Annotated in this window: 24 protein-coding genes and 1 riboswitch; of the genes, 2 read left to right on the forward strand and 22 right to left on the reverse strand. The window is 54.8% G+C overall.

What is annotated here, in order from left to right; all coding sequences use genetic code 11:
• Positions 1 to 68 precede the first annotated feature (68 nt).
• From cobT to pduF, 22 genes are all read right to left on the reverse strand, one after another.
• Positions 69 to 1,139: a nicotinate-nucleotide--dimethylbenzimidazole phosphoribosyltransferase gene (cobT, locus tag ACLJQD_RS10665; protein ID WP_017441823.1), complete on the reverse strand. Its 1,071-nt coding sequence runs from the start codon at positions 1,137 to 1,139 to the stop codon at positions 69 to 71.
• Between the two features lie 26 nt (positions 1,140 to 1,165).
• Positions 1,166 to 1,909 (reverse strand): adenosylcobinamide-GDP ribazoletransferase, encoded by a 744-nt coding sequence (gene cobS, locus ACLJQD_RS10670; protein WP_000039997.1) that lies wholly within the window; start codon positions 1,907 to 1,909, stop codon positions 1,166 to 1,168.
• On the reverse strand, positions 1,906 to 2,451 hold the full coding sequence (gene cobU / locus ACLJQD_RS10675) for a bifunctional adenosylcobinamide kinase/adenosylcobinamide-phosphate guanylyltransferase (RefSeq protein ID WP_000973145.1): 546 nt from the start codon (positions 2,449 to 2,451) through the stop codon (positions 1,906 to 1,908). The genes cobS and cobU overlap by 4 nt, the downstream gene beginning before the upstream one ends.
• The gene (locus ACLJQD_RS10680) at positions 2,448 to 3,968 is read right to left on the reverse strand and encodes a cobyric acid synthase (protein ID WP_017441822.1); all 1,521 of its coding nucleotides are present in this window, start codon (positions 3,966 to 3,968) and stop codon (positions 2,448 to 2,450) included. Before ACLJQD_RS10680 ends, cobU begins: the two co-directional genes overlap by 4 nt.
• Entirely contained in the window at positions 3,965 to 4,780 is an 816-nt protein-coding gene (locus ACLJQD_RS10685) for an energy-coupling factor ABC transporter ATP-binding protein (RefSeq protein ID WP_017441821.1), read from the reverse strand. Before ACLJQD_RS10685 ends, ACLJQD_RS10680 begins: the two co-directional genes overlap by 4 nt.
• A gap of 8 nt (positions 4,781 to 4,788) precedes the next feature.
• Entirely contained in the window at positions 4,789 to 5,466 is a 678-nt protein-coding gene (locus ACLJQD_RS10690; RefSeq protein WP_017441820.1) for an energy-coupling factor ABC transporter transmembrane protein, read from the reverse strand.
• Positions 5,453 to 5,734 (reverse strand): energy-coupling factor ABC transporter substrate-binding protein, encoded by a 282-nt coding sequence (locus ACLJQD_RS10695; RefSeq protein ID WP_000753212.1) that lies wholly within the window; start codon positions 5,732 to 5,734, stop codon positions 5,453 to 5,455. The genes ACLJQD_RS10690 and ACLJQD_RS10695 overlap by 14 nt, the downstream gene beginning before the upstream one ends.
• A 1-nt stretch (position 5,735) precedes the next feature.
• The gene (cbiM, locus tag ACLJQD_RS10700; RefSeq protein WP_000764336.1) at positions 5,736 to 6,473 is read right to left on the reverse strand and encodes a cobalt ECF transporter S component CbiM; all 738 of its coding nucleotides are present in this window, start codon (positions 6,471 to 6,473) and stop codon (positions 5,736 to 5,738) included.
• Positions 6,470 to 7,183 (reverse strand): cobalt-factor II C(20)-methyltransferase, encoded by a 714-nt coding sequence (locus ACLJQD_RS10705; protein WP_001013552.1) that lies wholly within the window; start codon positions 7,181 to 7,183, stop codon positions 6,470 to 6,472. Before ACLJQD_RS10705 ends, cbiM begins: the two co-directional genes overlap by 4 nt.
• The gene (gene cbiK / locus ACLJQD_RS10710) at positions 7,180 to 7,974 is read right to left on the reverse strand and encodes a sirohydrochlorin cobaltochelatase (RefSeq protein WP_000709784.1); all 795 of its coding nucleotides are present in this window, start codon (positions 7,972 to 7,974) and stop codon (positions 7,180 to 7,182) included. The genes ACLJQD_RS10705 and cbiK overlap by 4 nt, the downstream gene beginning before the upstream one ends.
• Before the next feature lie 2 nt (positions 7,975 to 7,976).
• A complete protein-coding gene (locus ACLJQD_RS10715; RefSeq protein ID WP_001001985.1) occupies positions 7,977 to 8,768 on the reverse strand; it encodes a cobalt-precorrin-6A reductase in 792 nt (263 codons plus the stop codon).
• Entirely contained in the window at positions 8,765 to 9,490 is a 726-nt protein-coding gene (locus tag ACLJQD_RS10720) for a precorrin-3B C(17)-methyltransferase (protein WP_017441819.1), read from the reverse strand. Before ACLJQD_RS10720 ends, ACLJQD_RS10715 begins: the two co-directional genes overlap by 4 nt.
• A complete protein-coding gene (cbiG, locus tag ACLJQD_RS10725; protein ID WP_017441818.1) occupies positions 9,490 to 10,545 on the reverse strand; it encodes a cobalt-precorrin 5A hydrolase in 1,056 nt (351 codons plus the stop codon). The genes ACLJQD_RS10720 and cbiG overlap by 1 nt, the downstream gene beginning before the upstream one ends.
• Positions 10,526 to 11,299: a cobalt-precorrin-4 methyltransferase gene (locus ACLJQD_RS10730; protein ID WP_000004859.1), complete on the reverse strand. Its 774-nt coding sequence runs from the start codon at positions 11,297 to 11,299 to the stop codon at positions 10,526 to 10,528. Before ACLJQD_RS10730 ends, cbiG begins: the two co-directional genes overlap by 20 nt.
• The gene (locus ACLJQD_RS10735; protein WP_000650985.1) at positions 11,283 to 11,861 is read right to left on the reverse strand and encodes a decarboxylating cobalt-precorrin-6B (C(15))-methyltransferase; all 579 of its coding nucleotides are present in this window, start codon (positions 11,859 to 11,861) and stop codon (positions 11,283 to 11,285) included. Before ACLJQD_RS10735 ends, ACLJQD_RS10730 begins: the two co-directional genes overlap by 17 nt.
• Positions 11,851 to 12,456: a cobalt-precorrin-7 (C(5))-methyltransferase gene (locus ACLJQD_RS10740; RefSeq protein ID WP_017441817.1), complete on the reverse strand. Its 606-nt coding sequence runs from the start codon at positions 12,454 to 12,456 to the stop codon at positions 11,851 to 11,853. Before ACLJQD_RS10740 ends, ACLJQD_RS10735 begins: the two co-directional genes overlap by 11 nt.
• Positions 12,450 to 13,589 (reverse strand): cobalt-precorrin-5B (C(1))-methyltransferase CbiD, encoded by a 1,140-nt coding sequence (cbiD, locus tag ACLJQD_RS10745; RefSeq protein ID WP_017441816.1) that lies wholly within the window; start codon positions 13,587 to 13,589, stop codon positions 12,450 to 12,452. Before cbiD ends, ACLJQD_RS10740 begins: the two co-directional genes overlap by 7 nt.
• Positions 13,589 to 14,221: a cobalt-precorrin-8 methylmutase gene (locus ACLJQD_RS10750; protein ID WP_000558987.1), complete on the reverse strand. Its 633-nt coding sequence runs from the start codon at positions 14,219 to 14,221 to the stop codon at positions 13,589 to 13,591. The genes cbiD and ACLJQD_RS10750 overlap by 1 nt, the downstream gene beginning before the upstream one ends.
• Positions 14,222 to 14,231: 10 nt before the next feature.
• On the reverse strand, positions 14,232 to 15,191 hold the full coding sequence (gene cbiB / locus ACLJQD_RS10755) for an adenosylcobinamide-phosphate synthase CbiB (RefSeq protein WP_000153647.1): 960 nt from the start codon (positions 15,189 to 15,191) through the stop codon (positions 14,232 to 14,234).
• Positions 15,188 to 16,567 carry a cobyrinate a,c-diamide synthase gene (locus ACLJQD_RS10760; RefSeq protein ID WP_017441815.1) on the reverse strand — a complete coding sequence of 460 codons (1,380 nt, stop codon included), beginning with the start codon at positions 16,565 to 16,567 and terminating at the stop codon, positions 15,188 to 15,190. The genes cbiB and ACLJQD_RS10760 overlap by 4 nt, the downstream gene beginning before the upstream one ends.
• 96 nt (positions 16,568 to 16,663) lie before the next feature.
• Positions 16,664 to 16,839: riboswitch (cobalamin riboswitch) on the reverse strand.
• Between the two features lie 325 nt (positions 16,840 to 17,164).
• Complete coding sequence (gene pocR / locus ACLJQD_RS10765; RefSeq protein WP_000622326.1) at positions 17,165 to 18,076, reverse strand: transcriptional regulator PocR; 912 nt, start codon at positions 18,074 to 18,076, stop codon at positions 17,165 to 17,167.
• A 216-nt stretch (positions 18,077 to 18,292) separates the two neighbouring features.
• Positions 18,293 to 19,087 (reverse strand): propanediol diffusion facilitator PduF, encoded by a 795-nt coding sequence (gene pduF / locus ACLJQD_RS10770; RefSeq protein WP_001000023.1) that lies wholly within the window; start codon positions 19,085 to 19,087, stop codon positions 18,293 to 18,295.
• 524 nt (positions 19,088 to 19,611) lie between these two features.
• Between pduF and pduA the strand changes: the two genes are divergently transcribed.
• Together pduA and pduB are read left to right on the forward strand one after the other, a co-directional pair.
• Positions 19,612 to 19,896, forward strand: a complete 285-nt coding sequence (gene pduA / locus ACLJQD_RS10775) for a propanediol utilization microcompartment protein PduA (RefSeq protein ID WP_001183618.1) — start codon at positions 19,612 to 19,614, stop codon at positions 19,894 to 19,896.
• On the forward strand, positions 19,893 to 20,705 hold the full coding sequence (gene pduB, locus ACLJQD_RS10780; protein WP_000097500.1) for a propanediol utilization microcompartment protein PduB: 813 nt from the start codon (positions 19,893 to 19,895) through the stop codon (positions 20,703 to 20,705). Before pduA ends, pduB begins: the two co-directional genes overlap by 4 nt.
• Positions 20,706 to 20,721: the final 16 nt, after the last annotated feature.

The raw sequence follows: 20,721 nt of genomic DNA on the forward strand, positions 1-20,721 counted from the left end.
TCCTTTGTCGCGGCAGGTGTGCGTTAAGTATAGCTTTTTTCTCACATGGCTGGTGTTGTGCGCCCGGGTTATGTTGCGCTTGCGTTCCCCTCCGGCAGGACAATATTACTGGCCGCTAACTCCCCCATATTGTGGAACATGGCGCACGCGGCTTCCACGATCGGCATAGCCAGCGCCGCGCCGCTTCCTTCACCTAACCGCATCGCCATATGCAAATAGGGTTCCATAGACAAATGCGCGAGCGCGATGCGGGCACCCTTTTCCGCCGAAAAGTGCGACGGGATCAGATAAGGTCTCACCGCAGGCGCAATCTGACAGGCCGCCAGCGCTGCCGAGTAGGAAAGAAAGCCATCCAGCAATACGGGTAAGCCACACCTTGCCGCACCAAGCATCACGCCGGTCATCCCGACCAGATCGAAACCACCCACCTTCGACAACACATCAATGCCATCGCGCGGATTGGGCTGATTAATCGCAATCGCCCGCCGCACGACGTCCACTTTATTATCGATGCGGGAAGGCGGAAGATTCGCGCCAATCCCCACCACCTCTTTTGCATCACTTCCTGTAAAAACGCTGACCATCGCGGCGGCTGGCGTGGTGTTCGCCATTCCCAGCTCCCCTACGCCAAATAAGGTCACGCCGCGTTGCGCCAGGTCGCAGGTGTAGCGGGAAACCTCCAACAAAAGCGCTTCAGCCTGCGAGCGACTCATCGCCGGGCCAACGGCAATATTTCCGCAGCCGCGCGCGACGCGCATATCAACTACGCCAGGAATAGGTTCGGCATCAATACCGACATCAATGACATGCACCTTCGCACCAGCCTGAGCGGCAAGCACGCATACGCCGGTTGTTCCCCGCGTCATATTCGCCGCCTGAATCGCCGTCACGATTTTGGGCGAAACCGCTACGCCTTCATCCCAGACGCCATGGTCGGCGCACATCACCAGCATCGCCTTTTCACCTACCTGCGGCGTACCGTTAAGCCCCGGCATTCCCGCGAGCTGAACGGCTAAGGCCTCCAGTCTGCCCAGGCTGCCCGGCGGTTTGAGCAGGCCGTCAATATGTTGCTGCGCACGCGCCATCGCCTCGGCGTCCGGCGCAGGAATGTCACGGAGTAAAGCGTGTAGTGTCTGCATAAGATGTCTCGTCCGTAATAATCGGCTCATAACAGAGCCAGCAGAAAGATCAGTTCGCCAAGTTCGATCGCCGCGCCCAGCGTATCGCCGGTTTGACCGCCAAGCGTACGTTTAAGCAACTGGCCAAGGATGAAAATCGCCGCGCATGTGACCACCATTGCGGCCAACCCTTGCATACCAGGCAGTAATACCGTGGCGACGATTACCGCCAATCCCAGAGTAATGCAGGTTTGCCGTCCGCTGACTTTACCGATAAATACATTGCCAAGCCCCTCTTCACGGGCGTAGCGATGACGGTACATCAATAAAACGGCGCTGCCGCGCCCAGCCGCACAGGCCGCCGCCAACGCCGCCAACATTGGCGTTCCACGTAACGCCAGTTCGCTGACCACCAGAATTTTTGCCAGTAGCACAAAAATAAGCGCCAGCCCGCCATGGGTTCCCAGACGACTATCGCGCATAATCTCCAGCATTCGCTCACGGCGGCGCGCGGAAAAAATGCCATCGCAGGTATCGGCCAGCCCATCCAGGTGAAAACCACCGGTCAGCAGCGCCAGCGCCAGAATACAGAACAACGCCGCTAGCGGAATACCGCACCAGGGTTGCAGGAGGATGAAAATCAGGCCGCTTACCCCTCCCAGAATCAACCCGATAAAGGGAAACATCACGATCCCACGCGAATACTGCTCGAAATCCAGTCCCTGCGACCAGCGTGACGGCACGGGCAAGCGGCTAATAAAAGCGAGCATGGCCCAAAACAGCTTACTCATTTAATTTTGACTCCAATACCTGAGACCACCAGCCAGACCTCATCCGCCGCTGCCGCCAGTCGTTGGTTGACCCGACCGGCAATATCACGAAAATGGCGCGCCAGACGGTTTTCCGGGACGATCCCCATTCCCACCTCATTTGTCACCAGTACCACTTTCGCCGGGCAGCGCTGGCAGGCTGCAATTAAAATCTGAATTTCATCGTCAATGGCGCGCTCCATCGCCGCATAATCCCATTGTTCGGGATCGTTTTCGCCTCCCAGCGCAAACAGCAGATTCGTCACCATGGTGGTAATACATTCCAGCAAAATCGCGTCGTCAGGGGCAAGATCCGCGGTAATCAACGTATCAAGATGCCGCCAGCATTCTGCGGTCCGCCAGTGTGCCGGCCTGCCATCTTTATGATGCTGAATTCTCGCCGCCATCTCGTCATCAAGAATCTGCGAGGTGGCGATATACAGTACCTGCGGCGCATCGCCAATTAAGGCTTCAGCATGACGGCTTTTACCACTACGCGCCCCGCCCGTCACCAGAATCATCATACCGGCTCCTGATGTTGTTGCATGATGGTATAAATTTTATCAATATCAATATGTTGCCGCATCGCTTCCGCCAGCAGATCAAATTGCCGCGCTTTATGCTCCGCATAACAAAAAGTCGTTTCCCACGGCGCAAGCCCTTTTCGCACCCGTAACCCATTGACCACCGCACGGGTAAACGCATCGCTGTCAAACAGGCCGTGAAGGTAAGTGCCAAACGCCAGTCCGTCGGCGGTGACCGCGCCATCCGCCACAGAGCATCCATTTTTCTGTAACGTCATGGCCGTACAGCATCCTTCCTGTAGCACCGTTTCCCCCATGTGAATTTCATAACCGCGTACCGGTAGCCCCGCCGCGGCAGCCAGCCAGCCGGGCAGCTCGCCTGACATTGTCGCGTTAACCTGCGTCGTGGTTTTATCCTGTGCAAAGCGAGTGATTGTATTAAGCAGCCCCAGGCCCGGCTGCGTACCCAGCCCCGACTCCACCTCATCCACAATGGTGTCGCCCAGCATCTGGTAGCCGCCGCAAATCCCCATCACCGGCACGCCCTGCCGATGTGTCTGCAATACCGCATCCGCCATCCCGCTTTCGCGCAGCCAGGCGAGGTCGCTCAGCGTATTCTTACTGCCCGGCAGGATCACCAGATCAGCGTCAGTCAACGCTTCCGGGCGGCGAATATAGCGTATGCGCACATCCGGCTGCGCCGCCAGAGCGTTAAAATCCGTAAAGTTAGAAATATGTGGCAGTTGCACAATGGCAATAGTGATATCACGGGGGGCGTTACCGCGATATTTATCGTTTTGCAGCGCGACGCCATCTTCATCTTCCAGATCCACATCCAGCCATGGCATCACTCCCAGGACCGGGACGCCGGTAAGCGATTCGATTTGTTCGATACCGGAATAGAGTAGCGCCACGTCGCCGCGGAATTTGTTGATAATGACGCCCTTTACTCTGTCACGCTCCTGTTTATGCAGCAGCGCCAGCGTGCCATAAATGGCGGCGAATACGCCGCCCCGGTCGATATCCGCCACCAGAATAACCGGACACTGGGCCATTTCCGCCATTCCCATATTGACGATATCGCGATCGCGCAGATTGATTTCCGCCGGGCTTCCGGCGCCTTCCAGCACAATAACGTCATATTCCTGCGCCAGGCTGTTATAGACCGCAAGGATTTGCTCACGCAAACGCGGTTTATAGTCATGGTAACTCACCGCATCCATATTGGTCGCCACTTTCCCCATCAGCACGACCTGCGCCTGGCGATCGCTGGTCGGTTTGAGCAGCACCGGGTTCATACGCACATCTGGCGTGATCCCCGCGGCTTCCGCCTGAAAAATCTGCGCCCGCCCCATCTCTTTACCATCCGGCGTAATACCAGAATTAAGCGCCATATTCTGCGATTTAAACGGCGCGGTACGCAGACCATCCTGATAAAAAATGCGGCATAAACCCGCCGCCAGCACACTTTTGCCGACGTCGGATGCCGTCCCCTGCAACATAACTGCCTGCGTCATGACACCTCCCTGAATGCGTACTTTTGCATTCGATGAAAAAACTCCGTTTCTGTTTTACACAGCGGCAGTCCCAGTTGAGTATGAAGTTTGACCAGCCAGGGCTGGGTTAGCCCCGCTTGTTCCATCGCTTCCGTACACGCGAAAACCTCGCCAGGCGCGCCATGCGTCAGGATCTGGCCCTGGCGTAACACGTATACGGCATCGCTAATTTCATAAATAAGATCGATATCATGGCTGGAGATAATGACATGATTTCCCTGCGCCACAATCCGCCTGATGATAGCAAGCATCTGAGTGCGCCCAGCGGGATCGAGACCAGCAGTGGGTTCATCCAGCAATAGATAGCGCGCCTGTAGCACCAGCGCTCCGGCGATAGCCACACGCTTTTTTTGCCCATGACTCAAACACTGAATGGGCTGATGGCGAAAATGTTGGGCGTCAACCAGCGTTAGCGCCTCGTCGACGCGGCGCGTGATTTCCGCTTCCGGCACCCCCAAATTACGTAAACTAAACGCAATATCGCTATCGATATCAGTATAAAAAATCTGCTGTTCAGGGTCCTGAAAAACCGTCGCAACTTGCTGGCGCAGCGCCAGTAGTCCGCGCTTGCTGTAATCCAGCGGTTTTCCCTGCCACAACACGGCTCCTTTTTGCGGACGCAACAGGCCGCTCAGGTTCATAAAAAGCGTAGACTTCCCACAGCCGTTCGCGCCCACCAAACCGGTAACAGGCGAGAGCGAAAAATCCAGATTTAACCCTTTAAGTACCGGCTCATCCTGATATCGGAACCACAGGTCTGAAGTGGCAAGCATAATAGTCCTTACAGGTGAAAATCACCCTGATACAGTTTGATATCCAGCGTGGTGGTCATTTGCTGATAACGCATTAACACCCGCGTAAACAGGAGTCCAGTCAGCATTGCCAGAGATCGATAGCCGTTCGGCAGGCTGCAATAACCAAAACGCAGCGTTTGCGCGCGACGAATTGCCACCGCCTCATCCAGAAGAATAAAGAGAAAGCGCCACGTTAACAGGATTTGCTCGGTAAGCAGGCGTGGAATATGCGCGCGCTTAAGCAAGCTAATTAACTGCGGAAACGGTAGGTTCATCACCAGCCACAACGTCGCGGACAGCGCCGTCAGGCTACGCCAGAACGTGTCATTCGCCGTGACCACGCCCGCACGGGTAATCCCGATCCAGTACGGCCCGACAGATATGCCAGCCAGCAGCATTTGCGGCTCGCGGCTGATGCTGAAGATAATCGTTATCACGCCGACCAACAAAAATCCAAAAGGTATCGCCATCCATCGACACCAGCGCCAGAGGGATATGCGCAATAGCCAACAGCTCAATCCGGCAATGATCAGCAGCTCAATGCCCTGCCCTACAGGCGGCAGAACAAACGCCAGTATCATCATCGCCAGCCACAGCAAAAACTTGCGCTGCGGCGCAACGTGTGCCCAGCGGCTTTGATAGCTGAGTCGATCAAGCCCGGTCATCACGGCGTTGTTTACCTTTGCAATACCCCAGGATATAAAAAATCACCGCCGCGCCAAGAGAGCCCTGAAGGGTAAACAGCAGGCTTTCAATTTCACCGCTGGCAGGTTCATATAACGGCTGAAACCAGGGTTTATACTGCGGCGCAATAGCCTGAATCTGGCTTTCCGCTTCGCCGTCTGAACCGCCATATTCACCGCCATGGTTAATAAAAAACGGCAGAATCACCAGCGCCACCACCATCGCTAACAACATCAACGTTTTTTTCATTTTAATGTCCTTGTACGGTAATCACTTGCCGTTTGGTTAACTGGTCATAAATCATGACGGTTAATAAACCTTCGGCAATGGCGACAGGAATCTGTGTGAGGCAGAAAATCCCCATAAACTTCACAACAGACCCTGTCGCTCCGGCATGGGGATCGGGAAACGCAACGCCAAGCTGGACTGAAGTCACAAAATAGGTCGCCAAATCCGCCAGCATCGCGCACAGAAAAACGGCGACATCACGGCGCAGTCCGGCACGGCAGGCCATTTTCCACACCAGATAACCGACAACCGGGCCAATCACCGCCATCGACATTCCATTTGCGCCAAGCGTCGTCAGGCCACCGTGCGCCAGCAATAGCGCCTGAAACAACAGCACAACCGCGCCGAGAATCGCCACCACCCCGGGCCCGAACAAGATAACCGCCAGACCAACGCCGGTCGGATGTGAACAACTCCCCGTTACCGACGGAATTTTGAGCGCGGACAGGACAAAAATAAACGCGCCGCACAGCGCCAGCAGTACCTTCTGATGATTATCCTCCTGCACAATACGCCGTAAGCGCACCAGTCCATACCACAAGCAGGGTAAAAACAGTAACCACCAGGCCAGCGCCCACACTGGCGGTAAAAAGCCCTCCATGATATGCATCGCAAACGCCTGTTGCGGGACAACCATCAGCAATAGCGCTGCAGCCAGTCCACTGAAAGACAACTGTCGAAGCTGCTGTTCAAGTTTCATTCTGCATACTCCCACTGTTTATTGACCAGAATGGTCGAAAAATAGGGCAACGGTCGATCATCGTTGACCTCGTGGAGATGGCGCCAGCACTGCTCGCCGGGCAGTGTGGCCTCGGACATCATTAAGGCGCATTCCAGCAGGCCAGCCTGCGCCAGCAAAGCTTTAATACGGGCGAACCGGCCATACACTTTCATCAACACCAGGCTATCATGCTGTTGTAGCGCCTGGGCTATTTCCGCTTCCGGCGCGGTACAAGAAATAACCGCCAGCGATTGCCGTTCTATGGCGAGCGGCATTTTCGCGCGGGCGGCTATCGCGGCGAAGGACGTGACGCCGGGGACAATCTCCAGCCACTCCGGGCAGCCGATTCGCTGGAGTAAAAAAATCCAGGTACTGAATAGCATCGCATCGCCCAGGGTAATAAAACCGACCTGTTTACCTGCTTCCACCTCTGCGGTAAGCGCGGCGGCAACCTCGTTCCAGACCGCTTCTTTCTCGGCGCCGTCAGCGCTCATAGGGAAATGGCAACAACGTACTTCCGTCTGCTCGCCGAGATAGTCGCGCACAATCGACAGCGCCAGACTATCGCCCCCCTTACGACCGGCGGGCGCATACAGAATGTCCAGCGAGCCAAGAATCCGCGCTGCGCGGACGGTTATCAGGTCGGGCGCGCCTGGCCCGGTGCTTAATGCGTATAATTTACCGTTCATGCCGCCTCCTCTACCGCCATGTTCAGCGCCTGGTGCAAATGCGCGACAAACATCGCCCGGATAGCCGGGTTTTCTCCCAGCCCGCTCAGCCACGGCGTCGCCGGAATGCCCGCCGCGTTAAAGCGCATTTTCCATGAGTCGCCGTCGTCTGAAGCCATATCATTAATGGCGTGATCGCCCGCCACCAGCATTAATGGCATCAAATGTACGCCGGTGACGCCTTCGTCACGCAGGCTGTCGATCAGAATGTCGACCTCCGGGTAGCTTTCTACGGCGCCGACGCGCGCCGGGAAGCGCTGCGCGGTCATCATATGATCGAGACAGGCATAAGCTGCGAATGCGTGATGGCTGGCGCCGTGGCCCATAAAAACGACTTTCTCCGTTTGTCTGAGCGATGGCATCTGTTGTCGCAACGCCTGCATTAGCTGCACATAATCGTTATGGCTGCTCAGCAGCGGCACGCCCAGCGTCAGGCGAGTGAATAACGGACGCAAGAGTTGTACTTCACGGACAATTTTTTCATATTCGTCGCCGTTAATAATGTGCAACGACTGAATCGCCACGTCCTGATATCCCTGTGCGGCAAGCTTTTGCAAAGCCTGTAATGGCGTATCGATGTCGATACCGTCACGCTGGCGAAGCTTGCGAATGATCATTCCGGAAGTGAAGGCGCGAAACAGGTCGCGATCGGGACAGGACGCCGCCAGATCACGTTCGCACGCCACAATGTTTTTTTCACAGGTGTCGTGATAGCTGGTGCCAAAACTGACCACCAGAAGCGCTTTTTTCATTTTTACTCCTTAGCTGCGGCCAGCCAGCGCGATAAACGCTGCGCAAAGGCGGCCTGGCTTTCCAGTAACTCATCACCCGTCACGAGCGGCGTCGGGCGCGCAATAACGATGCAGGGAATGCCCGCATCCAGACAGGGCTGAACTTTTTCCTGATATCCCCCCTCCGCGCCGGACGCTTTGGTAATGACCACGTCAGCCCGGCACTGGCGGTAAAACGCGGCGTTAAAATCAGCGCTGAACGGCCCACACAGAGCGAAAATTTCTCCAACGCCGAACCCCAGTTCGCTGCAGCGTTGAATCACCTCCGCCACGGGCAGTACGCGCGCCAGCAACGTTTTTTCCGCCAGCCCGGCACGCCAGACGGCCAGATCTTTACTGCCGGTCGTCAGTAACACGCGCGGACCAAAACGCCTCGCTATCTCGCAGGCATCGGCAATACTGCGCGCCGTATAGAGAAGCGGATGCGTCAGATTGCTAAGCTGCTCCGGACGCTGATAACGACTTAACAACACGCCTGCCGTTTCACAGGCGCGAAGGAGGTTATGGCTGACCATTTCTGCATAAGGATGCGATGCATCTATTACCCAGCGAGTACGGTTTTCTTTTAGCCAGGCGACCATCTGCCCGTACTCCAGACGACCACAGCGCACCTGTCCTTTAATGTCGCCCGCCAGCGCTTTTCCGGCTGGCGTCGCCACGGATAAGGTGTACGCGACGTTCGCCGCATCCAGTTGTCGGCATAACGCGCGCGCATCGCTGGTGCCGCCCACCACCAGCACCTCCCCCTCATTCACAACGTGTAACCTCGCGGCGTTATCATCAGCCCATCCTGAACATAGGTCGTTTTATTACCAACGATGACCAGACTGGTCATATCTACCGGTTCAAAATCCATATCGCCGAGCGTAGTCAGCCATTTTTCCTCTTTCTTACGTCCGGCGGATTTCACCACGCCAACCGGCGTTTGCGCGCTTTTACTGGCGGCAAGCAGGTCAAACGCGCGCGCCAGATGCCCTTCGCGCCCGCGGCTGCGCGGGTTGTAAAAACAGATAACGAAGTCGGCTTCGCCTGCGGCAACAATGCGTTTTTCAATCACCGGCCACGGCGTCAGCAGGTCGCTGAGGCTGATATGACAGAAGTCGTGCATCAGCGGCGCACCCAGCAGCGAGGCGGCTGCGATACTGGCGGTCATCCCCGGAATAAGGCGAACCTCTACATCCAGCTTCTGCTTGCTCACCAGCTCCAGCACCAGTCCCGCCATGCCGTAAATACCGGCGTCGCCGCTGCTAATCAGCGCTACGTTATGCCCGGCCTGCGCCAGTTCAATAGCCGCCTGGCAGCGTTCAATTTCCTTACACATGCCGGTCTTGATCACCTGTTTGTCGCCGGTGAATGCTTTCACCAGGTGGGTGTAGGTTTTGTAGCCCACGACGATTTCCGCCGCCTGTAACGCCTCAATCGCTTCCATGGTCATCATTGACTGTGAGCCAGGGCCAATTCCGATTACGCTTAACATCAGTGTGAAACTCCCAAAGTAATAGTGACGCCCTGTTCGCGCAGGGTTTCGCCTAACAATTGTCCCTGGCTTAATAACCACGCAGCCGGGCCGGATACGCTGCCAACGCCCACCGTTTTTCTGACGAAGCCAGAACCGGGAAAATGGTGTTCGAATTCGCGCAACGCTTCGGCGGTAAAGGTTTTAAAAGGCACGCGGCAGCAGGAGGCGAGCTGAATAAGCCCCGGCTCCCCTTTTTTGAGCGTGACGCTGCCAATCGCTTTTAACGCCAGCGGATCGAGTTTCTGCGCTTCAAGCTGGCGCGCCAGTAATGTTGCTAACAGGGGAAATGGCGTATCGCGGCGACAGCCAATTCCCGCCACCACGCGCTGGGGCACCAGTTTCCAGTGCGGTACGGGAAGCTCAGGGAGGTCATTACGCAAAGAGACGCAGATAAGCGCATCCAGTTCAGGCAGCCGCTGCAAATCATCAACAGGGATAAAACCGCGAATATCGCACTGGTCGATCTCTTCCGTTAGTTCGGCATCCCACCATAGCCCCACACGTTGATGACTGACCAACATCTGGTTAACGGTTTTTACCGCCGTGCGAAGATCGGTCATGCGGGCGTTAAGCTGGAAAGCTAAGGTGTCCAACGCGGACATCTCATTGACATCCGTTGCCGTGGTAATCACCGGATCGGCGCCTAACATTCCTGCCAGGTAACGCGTCAAGGCATTGGCCCCGCCCGCATGACCGGAAAGCAGGCTAATGACATGCTGACCACGTTCATCAATGACGACCACCGCAGGATCGCTGAACTTGTCGTTCACTAACGGCGCCAGGACACGAACGGCAATGCCGGTCGCGCCAATAAAAATAAGCGCGGTATAAGTGGTAAAAGCCTGCCGGGCGGTATTAGCGAATCCGCCATCGAAGGGAATAAATCCCTCTTCCCGCAGTTTTTCACTGGTAAAGCAGGTTAACGGCAGCATCGCGGCGAGTCTCTTTGCCAGCGCCACGCCGCCGGGCGTCAGGCAAAACAACGCAATGGATTCAGGCTTTACGGTATTCATGGCTAAAGTCCGCTGCATAAAGTCTTGAGTAGTGATACTCCTTACCCAGAAAATTCCCGACCAGGATTAGCGCCGTCTTACGGATGCCAGCATCACGTACTTTGTCGCTAATATCCGCTAACGTGCCGCGAACGGTCTGACTTTCCGGCCAGGTAGCCTTATAGATGACTGCGACAGGCGTAGTTGCCGGATAACCGCCGGCAATGAGACGTTCCGCCACCCGATGAATACGCTGAACGGAGAGATAAATCGCCATCGACGTCTGGTGACTGGCGAACGCCTCCAGTTGTTCGCGCGCCGGTACTGGCGTACGCCCTTCCAGACGGGTAATAATGAGACTCTGCGATACCTCCGGTACGGTATATTCCACACCCAGCTCCGCCGCAGCGCCGAGAAACGCGCTGACGCCAGGCACTACCTGCCAGTCGATACCACGGCGGGTTAACTCTTCGCCTTGCTCACGTACGGAGCCGTACAGCGAGACATCGCCCGTTTGCAACCGCACCACCGTTTTTCCCGCTTTCACGCCCGCAGCCATCAGCTCGATAATCTGCTCAAGATGCAGTTCGGCGCTGTCGTAGCGTTCTGCCTGCGCGGGGCAGTAATCCAGCAGTTCGGTATTGATCAGCGAACCGGCATAGATAACTATCTGCGCCTGTTGCAGCAGGCGGTAGCCTTTAAGCGTGATCAGCTCGCGATCGCCCGGCCCGGCGCCGACGAACCATACACAGCGTGGATCAAATGTCTCTGACATGGTTTTCTTCCTTCTGACAGGCGATAACAAAAACAGGGTTGTTCGGTTTGAAATAGTGTCCCGCCCCCAGCGGCGTTAACGATGAAAGCTGAAGCTGTACACAGTCCATTCGACATGCGCCGATGTGCGCAAGATGCGCCAGCGCGCTATGGAGGTTTTCCTGCAAGATAAAGGTCATCACCAGACGGCCACCGGGATGCAGATGGCCCATCGCCCAGTCAATCAGCGCCGTCAGATGCCCGCCGCTGCCGCCCATAAACACCGCATCGGCTTTCCCGGTTATGGTCATTGGCGCTTCGCCGGGGAGAATATCGATATTGCCGCAGGCAAAGCGCTGACGATTCTCATCAAGCAGCCGTAGCGCGGCAGGATTACGCTCGATAGCCGTCACCTGCAACGAAGGAAATTGCAGCGCCGCTTCAATTGAGACGCTTCCCGTTCCCGCCCCGACGTCAATCAGGTGACTGGCGCGGTGGAGCTCAAGTTTCGACAGTGCCAGCGCCCGTACCGCCTCTTTGGTCATTGGCACGTTCTCGCCGCGCAGAAAAAGCTCATCTTTCATCCAGGATCACCACTGCATTCATTTCATAGTCGGCGTTGACCGCACTGACGGGTAGCCAGTGGATCCGCTCATTTTCCATCGCCAGATTTTCACCAATCACCATTAAGCGATGCCCTTTGCCCCGCGCGACCAATTCCCGCGCGATTTCTCGCGGCCCGCAGCGGGCATCCGTGACCATCGCCACTTTGCGATGGTTCGCCAACTGCTCGAAGCTGACGCAACGACCGTGGCTACTGGTCAACCACATGTCATTCATATCAATTCCAGCCTGTGCGCACAGATACTGTACGGCGCTGATGCCAGGGATAATGCGAACCTGTTCGATACCAAAATACGCCACCAGGCGTGTACCGATGCCATAAAACAGCGGATCGCCGGAGGCCAGCACCACGATCCCTTTATCCCGACGGGCGGCAATCCATGACAACAACGCGCCAATATCCGCGCCCAGCGTAAATCGTTCGCCGCCAAACGCCGGAAACTGCGCCAAATGCCGTTTACCGCCTGCCAGCGCATCGGCGTGGTCTATCGCTTCCAGCGCCGCAGGCGTCATCAAATGCCGTCCAGCGGGCCCCATTCCCACGACCGTTAGCATTGCAGCTCCTTAGCAATCTCGTCGACGGGACGATTACTGCCGAGAATATGGTTATCAAAAGAAAACAGGATGGCGTCGCAGACAGGCGGCGTTTTGGTAAAACGCAGCATCTGCATGACTCGTAAACAAATACGCCTGGCAAGATGGTTATAGATATGCCCGAAGCCATATGCTTCAATGTGCTCCATTGCCGCTTCGGTGGTATCGCAATCGCTGACCAGGGTGAGTAACTCCAGCGGCGCGCCCAGTAAAGCTAAATGCGCGACCAGCGTTTCCATGCGCGCATCGGCAATATGGCTATGGGTATGAAAGATCCCGGCGGCGATTTTGATCAATTTTCCAGGATGCCCCACCAGCACTATCTGGCAAAATCCCAGCCGTACCGCCTCTTCAATCATGTAGCCGACAAAATTGCTCATGGTGACGACCGCCTGTGTGTCGGCGCCCATTTGTTCGCGAACAAACCGTTCGCCGTGGTTGCCCGGCACGAGTATCACCCGCGTTAATCCTGACGCCCGTTTGATCTCCAGTTCCAGCGATAGCGAGCGTTTCCAGCTTTCTTCCGACATCGGCGTCACAATGCCGGTAGTGCCAATAATGGAAATGCCGCCAAGAATGCCAAGCCGCGAGTTATACGTCTTTTGCGCCCGCACTTCGCCTTCCGGGGCAAAAATCTCCACATCGGCCCCACGCGCCGGGCCTATCGCTTCGCGCACCGCAGACTCAATGGTATGGCGTGGCGTACGATTGATGGCGGCGCTCCCGAGCGGTAGTCCAATCCCTTTACGCGTTACCGTACCAATACCTTCGCCGCCAGTGAGCGTAATCTCACCGCTGTCGTTGAGCGTAACGCGGGCAAAAATCAGCATTCCGTGCGTGGCATCCACATCATCGCCGCCATCTTTACGAATTGCGGCTATCGCCTGCTGGCCTTCAATGTGCGGCGACTCCACGTTCAGGCATAGCGTGACGCCCGACGGCGTGACGATGGAGACCTGATGAATCAGATGTTGACGCAATACCATCAGCGCGGCGACTTTTGCCGCCGCCGTCGCGCAGGAACCGGTGGTATATCCTTTACGTAACGCTTTACCGTGGTGCCAGACCGGCGCGTCAAAAGAAAGCTCGCTCATCAGGCCTCCCGGAGATGATAGAGCAGCGCATTGACGATAGCGGCAGCCACGTTACTGCCGCCTTTACGCCCTAACGCGGCAACCGCGGGGAAATGGCTATGGGTGAGCGCCTCTTTGGACTCCGCCGCGCCGACAAACCCTACCGGTACGCCCACCACGCCGCTCACCGTCACGTTATGTTCAAGCAAACGGAACAGGGCCGTCGGCGCATTACCGAAAACAAAGAGCTTGTTTTTCTCCTCCTCGGCGATAGCGATATCGACGGCGGCCATTGAACGGGTAATCCCCTGCGTTTTTGCGGCGCGCACTACGCGCGGATCGCTGATATAACAGCGACACTCGCCGCCAAACGTCGCCAGTAATCTTTTATTAATGCCGGACAGCGCCATCGTGGTATCGGTATAAATAATGCACGGATGGCGTAACGCATCACAAAGCTGCTCCAGCGCATCGGCAGAGAACCACAAAATGTCCAGCCAGTCGAAATCGGCGGTGGTATGAATAACCCGCTTGATAATGGCCTCATGGAGCGGACTGGCGAAACGGTAATCAGGACGCGTTTCGCGAATAATGTCGCTAATAATGGTGAAACTGTTGGCCTCAATGGTTTGGGGCTGCTGGATATAATGCATACTGTCGTCCTCAGGCCACGCCAGATAACCCGCACCGCGCCGCAATAAACAGCGCCAGCGCCAGGGTTGAAGCGACCCACATCAATCGAATCGTTCGGGAAATATCGTCCACGGAAATATCGCGCTGCGCGTCGCCTATCCAGGGCTTGTCCACACGCTCGCCAAAGTAGTTATTTGGGCCACCGAGCTGGATTCCTAAGGCGCCGGCCACGCACGCTTCCGACCAGGCGCAATTTGGGCTACTGTGGTTATAACGGTCACGCCAGCCAATACGCAGCGCCCGCCAACCACTCAGGCGACACAGTCCTGCCGCAATGCCCAGCAACAGCCAGCTCAGTCGGGCAGGAAGATAGTTCGCTACGTCGTCCATACGGGCGCTGACCATACCAATCGCCCGGTATTTTTCATGTTTGTAGCCCACCATTGAATCCAGGGTATTGACGGCTTTGTAGGCCATCGCCAGCGGCGCGCCGCCGAGAAAGAGGAAAAAGAGCGGCGCGATAATGCCGTCAACGGTGTTTTCTGCAACCGTTTCCACCACGGCGCGATTGATCTGCGCTGGCTGAAGTTGCGACGTATCGCGCCCGACGATCCAGGAGAGTTTTATTCGGCTTTCCGCAAGGTCGTTCTTCCGTAACGGTCGTTCAACCTCCTGCGCGGCGTGGGCCAGAGAGCGTCCGGCCAGCGTGGTAAAGATCATCCAGACTTCGACGCTCCAGCCAAACCAGGGGTGAATCCGCTGCGCCAGCGCCAGTACGCCCCATGCCACGCCCCAGGTCGCCCCGACAACCACAACCCACATTACGCCGCCGCCAATCCGCAGCGCTTTATCGCCGGGACAATAGCGACGCACAATACGCTGCACAAACGTGATTAAACGACCTATCCAGCGTACCGGATGGGGCCAGTGTTGAGGGTCGCCGATGATAAAATCCAGCACCCAGGCGATACACCAGGCAAGAATCGTCATAATACGCGCCTCGCCGCCGCCAGCCAGTGCTGCAACATTTCCGGACGCTGGGCGAAATGGACGTGCAGATAGCTGGCAAACGTGTTGCCTGTCTGCCAGCCGCCAGTCCATTCCTGTAACACGCGGCCATCGCGAACCTTACGACAGGCCATAACGGCGGGTGTTTCGGGGATAAAATCTGAGTAGTGAAATTCATGGCCGCGCACTATCTCGCCAGGCGCCGCCAATAGCGTTGGCTGCATAGCCTGCGCCTCACAGTAGCCAAAGCGGGTAAGTCGCTTACCCATTTTGCTGTGACCGGGGATAATATTCGCCATCTGATGAATTTCCCCACCACTATCCTCCAGAGTGCTCCCCAGATACATCAGACCACCACACTCCGCGTAAATCGCCACGCCGCGCTGATGCGCTGCCCGCAAATGTTTTAACATCACCGTATTTGCCGCCAGATCCGCGGCGTATAATTCAGGATATCCACCGCCCAGCCAGATCATCTGACAATCAGGCAATGCGCGGTCATGCAGTGGGCTAAAACGCACAATGTTAACGCCGGCACGCTCCAGCAAATCGATGTTATCGGGATAATAAAAGTTAAAGGCCTCATCATCCGCCAGAGCAAGCGTCAGCCCTGCCCCCGCTGTGTTATCGGGGCGTTCAGGCCACATTCCCGCCGGAAGCGCTGATAACACGCTCAGCGAGAGTAGCGCATCCACATCCACTGTTTGCTCCAGCGTGGCGGCAAAATCATGCCATGATTGCTGATTGACGAGGGATTCTCTGGCGATAATCAACCCCAGGTGGCGTTCAGGTAATGCGACGCCGTCGCAAGGAGGGACATACCCCAGTACCGGCAGTGAGCAATAATGTTCAATGGCATTTTTGAGGAGCTGATAGTGGGCGTCGCTAGTGACGCGATTCACAATCACGCCCGCGAGGTTGAGGGTCGGGTCGAAGTGCTGAAATCCCATAACGGTAGCCGCAAGCGACGTTGAAACAGCCTTGCCGTCCACCAGTAGGATGACCGGGCAACCAAGCTGTTTGGCCATCGCAGCTGTGCTGCAGTAATTGGGATCGACGCCATAGCCGTCATACAACCCCATGACCCCTTCAATGACAGCGATATCCGCCTGCCGCATTTGTTCGCAAAATAAGGCGTTGAGAACAGGAGGAGGAAGCATGAAACTGTCAAGATTACGGGACGCCACGCCACAGATAGCGGTATGCCAGCCGGTATCAAGGTAATCTGGCCCAACTTTAAACGGCTGTACGCGCAGCGCGCGTTTTTGCAGCAGCCTTAACAAACCAAGCGTCACCGTGGTTTTGCCGCAACCGCTTCCTGTGCCTGCAAGAATAAATGCGTGATGCTTTGCCGCCATTACCCTGATCCTGTTCAGGGTGGTAGGGGTATACAGGTACGCGCATGTTCAGTCTTTCGACTGTACGCGTCTTCGCAACCCACTTCCCACCGAAGTTGTTGGTTATCACCGACAGGCAGGTCTTCTGGCTTAGCGTCCTCCTCGCCCGTCCTTCCCAATCTTGCGATCAGTGGTCTTTACGGGGTCGTCAGCATCACAGCAGCGGGGGCTGCGGGGGATTTTCACCCCCTTCCCTACCACAAATGTGGCAAACCTGTTGGTTTACGTTATGGCTGTACGGCACACCCATAACGACAATTAATAATGTGCTACGTTTTAAATTTCTGTGAGCAATAGCCTGAGCGGTTGCTCATCTGACGTTAATCTACTCATCCTTACCGGTATATTGACGATAAAACGTATCGACAAAGCGTAATAAAACTTATCTTTCCTGACACTGTACTTCATCACAAAAATAAAAACTGGTGCAGTTTATGCCCTAAATTTTATTATTTTGTTGCGCTATGACAATTTATTGTTACACCAGATAAATTTTCTTTCTGAAATGATTAAGATACAAAAGACTATCAAAAATCGGCAATAGCAAAATATTGCTATTCATAACGATGGAGGATGAGAATTCTCATTTATCTGCTGGCGATAAGCCTGCGGCGTAACCTGATAGGTCTGGCGGAAGACTTTGCAAAAATAGCTGGTTTGCGAAAAGCCTAAATTACGCGCAATACTGGCAATACTCCAGTCACTATGGCAAAGCAATTCTCTGGCGCTAACCATTCTCTGGCGGTTTACCCACGCATTAAATCCGATTCCCTGATATTTCTTGAATAGCTTACTGAAGTAATAGGGGCTGAGATAGACATGTGAGGCGACATCCTCAAGACGAAGATCGTCGGACAAATGCGCATCAATATAGCGAAGCGCTTTTTTCATTTTACTGTCATGCGGAGTGGGACCACGAGTGGTTTTATTTGCCTCCGATTGCTGCGGATTGTCTTTGATAACCACGAAATTGAGCTGTTTTTTCAGGCAATTCTCAACAATCAGTTTAAGAAGATCGGCGGAAGCGATAACGCGTGAATAGTCCATCTCTGGCACATTCCGAAATTCATTCAAGAGCTCAGGGTCAGCCTGCCAGCGATCGTCAACATTAAGAATGTTTACCAGCTCCACGTCATTACTTAAACGAACCTGCCCGCATAAAACAAAGCCAACTAAATGCCCTGCGATTACCAGCGGAATAGAAAAATCCGTTAGACCGGCATGACAACGATAAATACAGGGTTGATCGGACTTCGATGCCTCCAGTCCCCCGCAGCGATCGCTCATACGACAACGTGTACTATGCTGGGGATGCTGCCGCATCAACTGACAAAACGGCGTGAAATTGAATAGCTCAGATATTTCATCACCATGAATATTGACAACCACAACCGCCAGACCGGTGGCTTGTGCAAAATCCTGTGCGATTTTATTAATGAGTTCTGAGTTCAGAGCGCTCGCAGAAATCATGATAAAACCCCTCAGTTAATTTATTGTTATAAACAAAACACATTATTTACATTCACTTTTTATTACCATTATCCTGGCCCTGATAAAAAGTACAATGACAATATCAAAAGTCTCCCATTGCTGGGAGACGTTTTGATCAGTTCGTGAAAGCAGATCACGAAATTATCTCACCTGTTTTTACGATACATCATTGCTGTGAATCTGGTTCGCATTTCCTTACAGTTCACAGCGGTTACAAGGTAAATTCTTACCAATAAAATAGCGATATATGGCTGCTCCGGCACAGGCGCCGATAACAGGCGCGACAATCGGCACGATAAAATAAGGGATCTCTCGCCCACCGCTCATCGCCATGTTCCCCCACCCCGCTAACCATGTGAACAGTTTGGGACCGAAATCACGCGCCGGGTTCATTGCAAAACCGGTAAGGGGTCCAGTAGACGCGCCGATAACGGCAACCAGTATCCCAATAAGCAAAGGCGCAAGCGGCCCTTTAGGAATGCCATTGCCATCATCCGTCAATGCCATGATCATGCCCATCAGAATCGACGTAATGACCACTTCCACCAACGCAGCCTGCCATACATTTAGCGCTGCGGCCGGATAGGTACTGAAAATGCTGGCTAATTGCAAACTTTCGACGCTACCGCGCACCATATGATGCGCAGTCTCAAATTCAGTAAAAAGGCTACTATAAAGCACATACGCCAGCAGAGCGCCGCCAAAAGCGCCGGCAAACTGGGCAATAATATAAGGCAATACTTTCTGTTTGGGGAAGCAGGCAAACAGCCACAGCGCAATCGTCACCGCAGGGTTAAGATGTCCGCCGGAGATTCCGGCAGTAAGGTAAACGGCCAGTGAAATTCCAAGCCCCCAAATAATGCAAATCTCCCATAATCCGAGGCTGGCGCCTGCGACTTTGAGCGCGCTCAAACAGCCGATACCAAAAAACAAAAAGAGTCCGGTGCCTAAAAATTCCGCACCACATTGCGCCTTTAGAGAATCATTCATGTGACACCTTCTGAGCAAAGTTCGTGTCCTGGCCAGCGCAAGTTTCGGCTGGCGGTAGAGTACAGCTAACCTCACTATAAAAAGTGCCGCCTGTAAATTGTTGGCAACCTGCGGGCCTGCCTCCCGGAAAAATCGTGTTGCGATAGCAAAATTTTGCTTTTCCGATATTTTTATCAGCCCATCACACGGGAAATTTGAGCTATAAAATACGCCTGTGGAAATAATAAAATATTGCACAAGCCAACTTATCAATTTCGAATAAGCATCACATTTTGCGTCTTTCGCCATATCAAATAAAAATACTCTCGTCACTAACAAAAATGTAAAAATGAAATAATAAAAACAAAATAATCATATAGACAATAATAAATTAAATGTAATTTATCAATAAGTTACAAAAGCAAAAGACAATTTAGTCATATTGCTTTCCCATTATTTTCTGATGCTCAACAGCAAGTCAGCCATTCTTTTTCCTCGCATCTTCTTATAGTCCCAACTATCGGAACACTCCATGCGAGGTCTTTATGCAACAAGAAGCACTAGGAATGGTAGAAACCAAAGGCTTAACCGCAGCCATAGAGGCCGCTGATGCAATGGTTAAGTCAGCCAATGTGATGTTAGTGGGCTATGAAAAGATTGGCTCCGGGCTGGTAACCGTCATCGTGCGCGGCGATGTTGGCGCGGTCAAAGCGGCCACCGATGCAGGTGCCGCAGCCGCACGCAACGTGGGTGAAGTGAAAGCCGTACACGTCATCCCACGCCCTCACACCGATGTAGAAAAAATCTTACCGAAGGGAATTAGCCAATGAGCAGCAATGAGCTGGTGGAACAGATCATGGCGCAGGTGATTGCCCGTGTGGCAACGCCGGAACAACAGGCCATCCCTGGTCAACCCCAACCTATACGAGAGACGGCTATGGCAGAAAAAAGCTGCAGTTTAACGGAATTTGTCGGGACCGCCATTGGCGATACCCTGGGCCTGGTTATCGCCAACGTCGATACCGCCCTGCTGGACGCGATGAAGCTTGAGAAGCGCTATCGCTCCATCGGCATTCTCGGCGCCCGCACCGGCGCAGGCCCGCACATTATGGCGGCGGACGAAGCGGTGAAAGCCACCAACACCGAAGTGGTCAGCATTGAGCTGCCGCGCGATACCAAAGGCGGAGCAGGCCACGGTTCGCTGATTATTTTAGGCGGTAACGACGTGTCCGACGTCAAGCGCGGTATCGAAGTCGCGCTGAAAGAGCTGGACCGCACCTTCGGTGATGTTTACGGCAACGAAGCCGGACATATCGAGCTGCAGTACACCGCTCGCGCCAGCTATGCGCTGGAAAAAGCGTTCGGCGCGCCGATTGGCCGTGCCTGCGGCGTCATCGTCGGCGCTCCGGCTTCCGTCGGCGTACTGATGGCCGATACCGCCCTGAAGTCAGCCAACGTTGAAGTCGTGGCGTACAGCTCTCCGGCGCACGGCACCAGCTTTAGTAACGAAGCCATTCTGGTGATTTCCGGCGACTCCGGCGCGGTCCGTCAGGCGGTGACCTCCGCCCGCGAAATCGGCAAAACCGTCCTTGCGACCCTCGGTTCTGAACCGAAAAACGATCGCCCGTCCTACATCTGATACCCACGAGGCTGAT

This window comes from Salmonella sp. SAL04214 (genome assembly GCF_046550615.1).
In the GTDB taxonomy this organism is placed as follows: domain Bacteria; phylum Pseudomonadota; class Gammaproteobacteria; order Enterobacterales; family Enterobacteriaceae; genus Salmonella; species Salmonella enterica.

Bases quoted from the DNA above. Each gene is read 5' to 3' on its own strand.
- cobU (WP_000973145.1), bottom strand. From the start codon at position 2,451: ATGATGATTCTGGTGACGGGCGGGGCGCGTAGTGGTAAAAGCCGTCAT.
- ACLJQD_RS10735 (WP_000650985.1), bottom strand. From the start codon at position 11,861: ATGAAAGATGAGCTTTTTCTGCGCGGCGAGAACGTGCCAATGACCAAA.
- ACLJQD_RS10705 (WP_001013552.1), bottom strand. From the start codon at position 7,183: ATGAACGGTAAATTATACGCATTAAGCACCGGGCCAGGCGCGCCCGAC.
- ACLJQD_RS10685 (WP_017441821.1), bottom strand. From the start codon at position 4,780: ATGCTTGCCACTTCAGACCTGTGGTTCCGATATCAGGATGAGCCGGTA.
- cobS (WP_000039997.1), bottom strand. From the start codon at position 1,909: ATGAGTAAGCTGTTTTGGGCCATGCTCGCTTTTATTAGCCGCTTGCCC.
- ACLJQD_RS10750 (WP_000558987.1), bottom strand. From the start codon at position 14,221: ATGCATTATATCCAGCAGCCCCAAACCATTGAGGCCAACAGTTTCACC.
- ACLJQD_RS10695 (WP_000753212.1), bottom strand. From the start codon at position 5,734: ATGAAAAAAACGTTGATGTTGTTAGCGATGGTGGTGGCGCTGGTGATT.
- ACLJQD_RS10690 (WP_017441820.1), bottom strand. From the start codon at position 5,466: ATGACCGGGCTTGATCGACTCAGCTATCAAAGCCGCTGGGCACACGTT.
- pduB (WP_000097500.1), top strand. From the start codon at position 19,893: ATGAGCAGCAATGAGCTGGTGGAACAGATCATGGCGCAGGTGATTGCC.
- cbiB (WP_000153647.1), bottom strand. From the start codon at position 15,191: ATGACGATTCTTGCCTGGTGTATCGCCTGGGTGCTGGATTTTATCATC.
- pduF (WP_001000023.1), bottom strand. From the start codon at position 19,087: ATGAATGATTCTCTAAAGGCGCAATGTGGTGCGGAATTTTTAGGCACC.
- cbiM (WP_000764336.1), bottom strand. From the start codon at position 6,473: ATGAAACTTGAACAGCAGCTTCGACAGTTGTCTTTCAGTGGACTGGCT.
- ACLJQD_RS10760 (WP_017441815.1), bottom strand. From the start codon at position 16,567: ATGGCGGCAAAGCATCACGCATTTATTCTTGCAGGCACAGGAAGCGGT.
- cobT (WP_017441823.1), bottom strand. From the start codon at position 1,139: ATGCAGACACTACACGCTTTACTCCGTGACATTCCTGCGCCGGACGCC.
- cbiG (WP_017441818.1), bottom strand. From the start codon at position 10,545: ATGAATACCGTAAAGCCTGAATCCATTGCGTTGTTTTGCCTGACGCCC.
- cbiK (WP_000709784.1), bottom strand. From the start codon at position 7,974: ATGAAAAAAGCGCTTCTGGTGGTCAGTTTTGGCACCAGCTATCACGAC.
- ACLJQD_RS10730 (WP_000004859.1), bottom strand. From the start codon at position 11,299: ATGTCAGAGACATTTGATCCACGCTGTGTATGGTTCGTCGGCGCCGGG.
- pocR (WP_000622326.1), bottom strand. From the start codon at position 18,076: ATGATTTCTGCGAGCGCTCTGAACTCAGAACTCATTAATAAAATCGCA.
- ACLJQD_RS10680 (WP_017441822.1), bottom strand. From the start codon at position 3,968: ATGACGCAGGCAGTTATGTTGCAGGGGACGGCATCCGACGTCGGCAAA.
- ACLJQD_RS10720 (WP_017441819.1), bottom strand. From the start codon at position 9,490: ATGTTAAGCGTAATCGGAATTGGCCCTGGCTCACAGTCAATGATGACC.
- pduA (WP_001183618.1), top strand. From the start codon at position 19,612: ATGCAACAAGAAGCACTAGGAATGGTAGAAACCAAAGGCTTAACCGCA.
- ACLJQD_RS10740 (WP_017441817.1), bottom strand. From the start codon at position 12,456: ATGCTAACGGTCGTGGGAATGGGGCCCGCTGGACGGCATTTGATGACG.
- cbiD (WP_017441816.1), bottom strand. From the start codon at position 13,589: ATGAGCGAGCTTTCTTTTGACGCGCCGGTCTGGCACCACGGTAAAGCG.